The sequence below is a fragment of the Legionella tunisiensis genome (assembly GCF_000308315.1).
Classification (GTDB): Bacteria; Pseudomonadota; Gammaproteobacteria; order Legionellales; family Legionellaceae; genus Tatlockia; species Tatlockia tunisiensis.
The window spans coordinates 1-6,154 of the sequence record NZ_CALJ01000245.1; the positions used below are offsets into that span (position 1 = coordinate 1).

Sequence of the window (6,154 nt, forward strand, 5' to 3'; positions counted from 1 at the left end):
GCTCTTGCTTAATATCAAAATCTTTCGCCATCAATTGATAAATATCATTCGTAAAAACCTAGCAGCGCGGTCATGAATTTTATCAAGCACTGGCAATTCACCACGAACAATTCGTTCTTGATTAGCAAAATTAAGAACTTGCACATGCTCAGTTGGCCGACTCAGACTCTCATTAGGCATTCCCCCTTCATCGGTCGTGGCTGCCGCTGCATTAGCACCATCACCCCCTGAAGAGTTTTCTTCACTATCCACTGAATTTAGCAGTGCATCAATTTCTTCCTGCGATAAAACATCTTTTTCAGCCATAGCTATCCTATCTTGAAAGTAACGCTATAAGTCATTAAATCTTAGAGCCTCAACTCCCTAAGCAAAGGGCGTGCCAGTTAATAAATTTATTTATTATCAATAAGATATTAAATAGTCCTTCGCGTATTTGGCAGCTAGAAAAAACATAGTCAACTATTTGGCATAATCTGTCTTGGTTGGTGACTAAAGATCTGGCGCTGGTAAATTTTTTATTGTGATTCATTTTTTAGAGCCAACCCAAGAATTACACTTCTTAAGAAAATGTGCCAAACTTAACGTTCAATTGCTTTCAGTGATAAGACATGCTTAGCAAAAACAAACAGCTTTCCAATTTCAGTCACGCTGTACAAACGACATCGGATTGTTTTCGCCCTGATAATGAACAGCAAATTCAATCTCTATTGACTGCTAAGGAAAATCTTCTCGCACGCGGTAATGGTTCGAGCTATGGCGATTGTTGTCTTAACAACGACGGGGGTATTGTTGATACAAGGCGTTTGAATCATTTCCTATCCTTTGATGAATTATCAGGTGAACTAATCTGTCAAGGAGGAGTAACTTTTGCAGAGCTTTTTTTAGTGCATCCTCATTATATTCCTCCTATCATCCCAGGCACTTTACGTGCTACGGTAGCAGGCGGTGTTGCTAACGATGTTCACGGTAAAAATAATCACTTTGCTGGTAGTTTTGGCCAGCATTTGAACTGGTTGGATTTGCAATTAGGGAAGCAATTATTACGCTGCAGTCCTACTGAAAATAGCGATTTATTTTATGCCACTATCGCTGGCCTAGGATTAACAGGGATTATCACACGCATTGCCTTACAGATGCGTAAAGCACCCGCTTTTGTAGCGGTAGAAACTGAAAAATACAATAACTTCGAAACATTATTGCAACGAATGCAGCAAGGCGGTTGCCAATACGATTATCAAGTGGCCTGGCTTGATCTACTTAATGAGCCACATGCTGTGTTATCTCTTGCTAACCATACAGAATTGGAAGCGCCCGAGTTATTGTCGCGTTTTAGCATACCTAAATTACCCTTTCGCCTGGTCAATCGCTGGGTAATGAAACACTTCAATCGCTATTATTTCAACAATAAGAAAACAAACCAACAAATTCTATCTCTGCGTCAATTTAATAACCCGCTCGATTCCATTCAACATTGGAACCGCCTCTATGGCAACCGAGGATTATTACAGTTTCAAGCAGTATTTGACAGCAAAGCAGCCTACGATACATTAACCCAATTGATCATAATCATTAATCGCAGTCAGGCGACGCCAACCTTAGCCGTACTGAAGTACTTGACTCAAACTGGTTGTGGTTTATTGTCCTTTGTGCAACCGGGGTTTACTTTGGCGATTGATTTTATTAACAATCAAGAAGCACAAAAAGTCATCCGCGACCTGAATGAATTTATTACGAAGATCCAGGGTAAAATTTATTTAGCAAAAGATATGCTCCTGACTCAACAACAATTTCAACAACAATATCCCAATCATGAACAATTTAAGAAATTATTACTTCATTACCAGAGTGGGATGCACTCTAATCTCAGTCATCGTTTGAGAATAATATCATGACCATAAAAACCTGGGTCATCTTAGGCGCGACCTCCATCATTGCCGAAGAATTTGCACATCTTGCAGCTCAAGCCGGATGTACACTATTACTGGTTGCCCGTAATCAAACACAGTTGGAAGTCATTAGTGCTGATCTACGCCTACGCTATCACGTTCAATGTGATTTCCTAGTTGCCGATTTTGCTGGTGATTTAACGCATTTAACGGAGATGCTAAATCAACATCCAAATGAATTAGCTCTCTTTATCGCCTATAGCCATATTGTAGAAAATGATACCTTGGATACTCATCATATAGAAAAATTAATCAAAACTAATGTATTAAGTACTGTCCAATTGATTAACCACTATTTGCGTAAACAACAAAGTATGCATCAACTGATTTTCTTAAGTTCTGTAGCCGCCTGCCGAGGGCGAGCCAAAAATAGCCTTTATGGTGCCAGCAAAGCCGCTATTGAAATTTATCTGGAAGGTTTACAACAAGCTGCAGAAAATAAAACGCAAATTACTATCGCCAGACTAGGCTTTATTGATACTGCCCAAACCTATGGCTTGGAAGGAATTTTTTATGCTTCACCACCAAAAGTCTGTGCTGAAGCGTGTTGGCGAGCCACAAAAAGGGAAAACGCTTATTTTACCACCCTTTTTTTGGCGTTATATCATGGTCATCATTCGTTGCCTGCCCTTCTTTCTATATAAAAAGATGTCCCGCCTTTAGGGCGGTTTTGATATTTCTACTATCTTGGTATGCTCCACGGCAATGCTCGAAAATCAAGTTATAAGCATTCAAGCTAGCGCAATATCAATAGTCCCCTTTTATTTAAAAGCCGTATCGTTGGCAACACATTATGGATAAGCCCGAAAAACTGGAGGATATAAATTATTAGTACAATTAAAACCAAAAGATTAAGCAAGCTTTTAATTGCACCAGGCATGGGTATAAACACATTGACTACCCATAAAATCACTCCAAAAACAATAATGATGGCAAAAAGGTTCAGTAGATCGCTCATGAATTTTCCCTATCAATGGCTTCACTCTTATTTTAGTATAAAAATAAGCACTTAACTTCATAGCTCACAACGCTCTTTCCATAGCACCTTCCAGTTCGCTTCACCAATTGCGGAGCAAGTATATTTTAAAATTAAATTGACAAAAATTTCTATTTATATTATATTTAATTCTATAAATAGAGGTTTATATGAATTTACAATGTTTTAATATATCTAATAATTTCTCTAAAGACATTTTGGTGCGAAATACTCAAAATGTTATTAAGCTTTTTGAGCATTGGAATTTAAAAATGAGGAAGAATGCAATCTTTTAGGTGGTATAAGCCCAGCCCAACTCGCTAAATTTAAAAAGGGACAGCTTTTATTTCAGGACGAGACACTATTGAACGGGTAGGAAATTTATTAGGAATTCATAAGAATTTGCGGATTCTTTATCCTTATAATAGAGATGTTGTATATCAATGGATTAAAGCCCGTAATCAGAAATTACATAATTTAAGTCCTTTAGACACCATGCTGGAATATGGTTATATTGGAATTGCTCAAATAAGACGTTTCACTGATCACTTAAGAGGACAATAAAAATGTCCCTATTTGACCAATCGATTGATTATTCTCAAGAGGTTTATAGAAACATCCGAGGCATAAAGATCTCTCAGGATTTATTTGATGATTTAAGCAGCGATCCTTTAAATTGGGAGGCCGCAAATACTATCGACATACAAACTCATCCGGCTTTAACTAATTCTCCTCTAATTCAGCGAGCCTTTGATTATAGTAAAAATGATTTTATTGATTTCCCCTTTGAACATATTACCGAATCACGCTATAGCAATGGATCAATTCCTTGCTGGTATGGCTCAGAATCTTTAGAAACTACAATTTTTGAAACAAGGCATCATTTCATTCAAGAAATTCGCAGTTCGTGGGAAAGTTTTCGGAACCAGAAGGAAGTTAAAATTGATAGACGTGTTGCAATTGTGAATTGTCATGGATTAGCCTTTGATTTAACCCAGAAGACAGAAGAATTTCCTTGGTTAGTTGATGCAGTAAATTATATAAGATGTCAAGAAATAGGCGGTCGTGTGGCTAGAGAGGGACATCCATTATTAAGAGTACCATCTGCACGCCATCAAGAAGGTGTTAATCTAGTCACTTTTAATACCTCTGTGCTATCTAACCCAAGAGAATATTGTAAACTCCACTATATTCTAAATGTAAGCGCTCGAGAAATTAGAGCTTTTCGGGGGGATATCGAATTATTAGAACCAACATTCCTTGTCGTTTAAACCCTTATTTATTATTTATCCTTATTTTTCAGCTGATTTTTATCCGATCTCATAACAAATAGCCGTAAGAAGCGCGCTCATTTCTGTTATTTTTTACTCATCTTTTCACGCAACAAGTCTCTAATTTCAATCAATATTGCTTCTTCTTTGCCAATCTTTTCTTCTGTCTCTTCTTGTTTGTTTTGCAACATGTTAATAAATTTAATCGCAACAAAGATAGCAAAGGCAATAATCGTAAAATCCATAATGGTTTGTAAAAAGCACCCCACTTCACCACCGCATCGCCAATTTTGAAAGCTTTATCAGTAATATTGATGCCACCCATTAAGAGTCCAATAATTGGCATGATAATGCCATCGACAAGCGAAGAAACAATTTTACCGAAAGCCGCGCCAATTACGACGGCAACAGCAAGATCCATCACATTGCCACGCATAGCGAATTGTTTAAATTCACTAAGAAAACTCATAATTAACTCCTTTAATTACAAATGACTACCTTATCTTAAGTACAATGCTGATCCGAAATGGTAACCTTTGGTTGAGGCAAAAACCAAGATTGCATGGAATTAACATACAATCTTGATCTATTTACAGTTTGCTCGCAGCAATCAAGCATTCCTGTGCCACATTCACTGACATGATACGTGATTCATCACGACTATCATCTTCAAGATGGAAAACACTATGCAACTCACGTACACCCTCATCAAGCATGGCTGTATCAATCAGCACTGAGAGTTTAATTTCTGAAGTCGCAATCAATTGGATATTGATACCCTTCGAAGCAAGGGTTTTAAACATGATTGATGCCACTTCAGGATGACTCTTAAGACCTGAGCCAACAAGCGACAATTTAGCCAAATTATCGATACCAACAACATCACCGGCACCTAACTCTTTGGCTATTTTACGCAATTGTTTCAACGTCAATTGATATTCATCACGGTGAACAGTAAACGTAAAATTGGTTTTATTATTAGCCGATAAATGCTGTACAATCATATCGACATTCACCCCAATTGCGCTAATTTCGGATAAAATACCAGAAGCAATACCTGGCGAATCAGGTACCCCAGATAGGGTAACCTTGGCTTCATTACGGCTAAAAGCAATTCCTGTTACTAAAGGTGCTTCCATACTGTTTTTTGCTGATAGGTAATTAAGGTTCCAGGTCCCTCCTGTGATGAGGATAGAACACGAAGAGGAATATTATATTTACCGGCAAATTCAACGGCACGAATTTGCAAAACCTTTGCCCCTAAGCTAGACAGCTCCAACATTTCCTCAAAAGTAATCTGCTCTAGCCGTTTGGCATCAGGTACAACCCTGGGATCAGTTGTATAAACACCATCCACATCAGTATAAATCTGACATTCATCTGCTTTTAACGCAGCAGCAATAGCAACAGCCGTTGTATCCGAACCACCACGGCCTAAAGTCGTCACATTGCCATCGTTATCAACACCCTGAAAACCAGCAATGACTACAACCGTGTCTTGTTCAAGTTCTTTGAGGATCGGTTGAGTATCAATTGCCTGAATACGAGCCTTCTTAAATTGGTTACAGGTATGAATTCTTGCCTGTCCGCCCGTATAAGAACGAGCATTGATGCCGCGATTAATTAATGCCATCGCCATTAAAGCCATAGACACTTGCTCTCCGGTAGCAACAAGTGCGGCATATTCTCTTTCATTTGGGTATTCACTGATGCTATTCGCTAGATTAATGAGTCTGTCCGTTTCTCCACTCATTGCCGATACAATGACTACCACACTGTGGCCTGCCTGCTTTGCTTTTGCTACTATGTCCGCTGCATGGTTGATATGTTCTAGCGTAGCAAGCGACGTTCCCCCGAATTTTTGCACTAATAATGCCATTTCAGCGCCCCGTCTTTTTTATGTTAACCCACGTGTTCAACGATCATTGTCTTAATCTGGGCAATCTTTTCTTCCAGATTAT

7 protein-coding genes and 2 pseudogenes are annotated in these 6,154 nt (G+C 38.5%); 4 read left to right on the top strand and 5 right to left on the bottom strand.

The genetic code is table 11. The features are described 5' to 3' along the window. Positions 1–144: pseudogene (locus BN58_RS37920) on the bottom strand (flagellar motor switch protein FliM); the annotation flags it as partial. A gap of 464 nt (positions 145–608) precedes the next feature. On the opposite strand from BN58_RS37920, the gene BN58_RS14705 reads away from it, so the two are divergent. Continuing rightward, positions 609–1,892, top strand: coding sequence for an FAD-binding oxidoreductase (locus tag BN58_RS14705; protein WP_019217472.1), 1,284 nt, complete (start codon positions 609–611; stop codon positions 1,890–1,892). Then, positions 1,889–2,590 carry an SDR family NAD(P)-dependent oxidoreductase gene (locus BN58_RS25915; RefSeq protein ID WP_232220669.1) on the top strand — a complete coding sequence of 234 codons (702 nt, stop codon included), beginning with the start codon at positions 1,889–1,891 and terminating at the stop codon, positions 2,588–2,590. Before BN58_RS14705 ends, BN58_RS25915 begins: the two co-directional genes overlap by 4 nt. Before the next feature lie 92 nt (positions 2,591–2,682). On the opposite strand, the gene BN58_RS14715 is transcribed toward BN58_RS25915, so the two are convergent. Continuing rightward, entirely contained in the window at positions 2,683–2,904 is a 222-nt protein-coding gene (locus tag BN58_RS14715; protein ID WP_019217473.1) for a Thivi_2564 family membrane protein, read from the bottom strand. A 420-nt stretch (positions 2,905–3,324) separates the two neighbouring features. Between BN58_RS14715 and BN58_RS34720 the strand changes: the two genes are divergently transcribed. Together BN58_RS34720 and BN58_RS14730 are read left to right on the top strand one after the other, a co-directional pair. Further along, on the top strand, positions 3,325–3,486 hold the full coding sequence (locus BN58_RS34720) for a hypothetical protein (RefSeq protein ID WP_019217475.1): 162 nt from the start codon (positions 3,325–3,327) through the stop codon (positions 3,484–3,486). A 2-nt stretch (positions 3,487–3,488) separates the two neighbouring features. After that, complete coding sequence (locus tag BN58_RS14730; protein ID WP_019217476.1) at positions 3,489–4,193, top strand: RES family NAD+ phosphorylase; 705 nt, start codon at positions 3,489–3,491, stop codon at positions 4,191–4,193. A gap of 167 nt (positions 4,194–4,360) precedes the next feature. Here BN58_RS14730 and mscL read toward each other — a convergent pair. The 3 genes and pseudogenes from mscL to BN58_RS37930 all read right to left on the bottom strand — a co-directional run. Continuing rightward, positions 4,361–4,662, bottom strand: a pseudogene (gene mscL, locus BN58_RS25925) (large conductance mechanosensitive channel protein MscL); the annotation flags it as partial. A gap of 121 nt (positions 4,663–4,783) precedes the next feature. Further along, complete coding sequence (locus BN58_RS37925; protein ID WP_019217477.1) at positions 4,784–5,332, bottom strand: ACT domain-containing protein; 549 nt, start codon at positions 5,330–5,332, stop codon at positions 4,784–4,786. Next, positions 5,317–6,072, bottom strand: coding sequence for an aspartate kinase (locus BN58_RS37930; RefSeq protein WP_269570339.1), 756 nt, complete (start codon positions 6,070–6,072; stop codon positions 5,317–5,319). The genes BN58_RS37925 and BN58_RS37930 overlap by 16 nt, the downstream gene beginning before the upstream one ends. Between the last annotated feature and the right edge of the window lie 82 nt (positions 6,073–6,154).